1 protein-coding gene is annotated in these 1,181 nt (G+C 75.1%); it reads left to right on the top strand.

Annotated features, from left to right (window positions below; genetic code table 11):
- Positions 1 to 326: 326 nt before the first annotated feature.
- The coding region (locus tag ACJMNC_RS18295; protein ID WP_408949368.1) for a protein kinase domain-containing protein at positions 327 to 1,181 on the top strand (855 nt) is incomplete at its 3' end.

The following is a 1,181-nucleotide window of genomic DNA, read 5'->3' on the forward strand; positions in this document are numbered from 1 at the left end:
ACATAGAAGGCGTGCGGGTCCCGTCCGGTGTCGGCTGCGGCCTCCCCCACGCCGGGATTGAAGTAGGCCAGCACGTGGCAGGGTTCGAGGGTCTCGTACGCGGTTCTCGCGGCAGTCATGCCTTCACCCTGCGGGGACGAGGGGACCGGTGTCAACGCCGCCGGTCGGCGTTCGGCCGAATGACAGGCTCCCCGCCGGGCGTGGCCGGGTTGGTTACGATGACCGCGATCGCGTGCGGACCGGGCTCCGGCCTGCACGAACGATGAAGGCTAGAGAGCCGTCGCGGACGATCCGCCGGCGGTCCGGAGATCTCGTGAGGGGACGACGTGGACGCGCCGTATGCAGGAGTCCTCGGCGGATACCGCCTGTTCGGTCCGATCGCGGTGGACGGCGCCGGACAGGTCTTCGCCGCCGAACCGCCGGGCGGCGGCCGGGTGCTGGTGCGCGTGCTGGCCGCCGCACCGGCCTCCTTCGCCGAGTTCGACGCCCGGGCACGGGCCCTGGAGCAGCTGGTGCACCCCGGGCTGGTCCCGGTGCTCGCGCACGGGGCGGAGGGCGGCCGCGCCTGGATCGCCACCGCGCAGACCGAAGCCGACCCGCTGCGCGCGCCCCGGCTGCCCGACCACCAGGTGCTGGCGCTGGCCGCCGGCCTGGCCGATGCCCTCGACTACGCCCATGCGCACGGGCAGGTCCACGGGGACCTCGGGCCGGGCGCGGTGCTGCTGTCGCGGATCCACGCACCCGGAACGCCCGGCAGCGTCGTCATCACCGGCCTGGGCGTCCTGGGCCTGACCGGCCGGCTCACCCCCAACCCACTCGCGGGCGGACCCGACTGCTGTGCGCCGGAGGTGCTGGCCGCTTCGGCGGCCACCCCGGCCGCCGACCAGTACGCCCTGGCCTGCCTGCTCTACCGGCTGCTGACCGGTACCCCGGTGTTCCCGGGCGGCTCGCACCAGCAGGTTGCCGACGGACATCTGCAGCAGTCGCCCGCGCCGATCAGCAGCCGCCGCCCGGAGCCGGCCGGACTGGATCCGGTCTTCGCCCGGGCACTCGCCAAGGACCCGGAGCAGCGGCACCCGTCGTGCCGGGTGTTCGTCGACGCACTGGCAGCCGTTCTGGCCCCGCCGCCCGCGGCCCCGCCCGGTCCGAGCAAGCCCACGCTGGTCCCGTCCCCGGCCCCG

Source organism: Gordonia sp. VNK21 (assembly GCF_046098115.1).
GTDB lineage: Bacteria > Actinomycetota > Actinomycetes > Mycobacteriales > Mycobacteriaceae > Gordonia.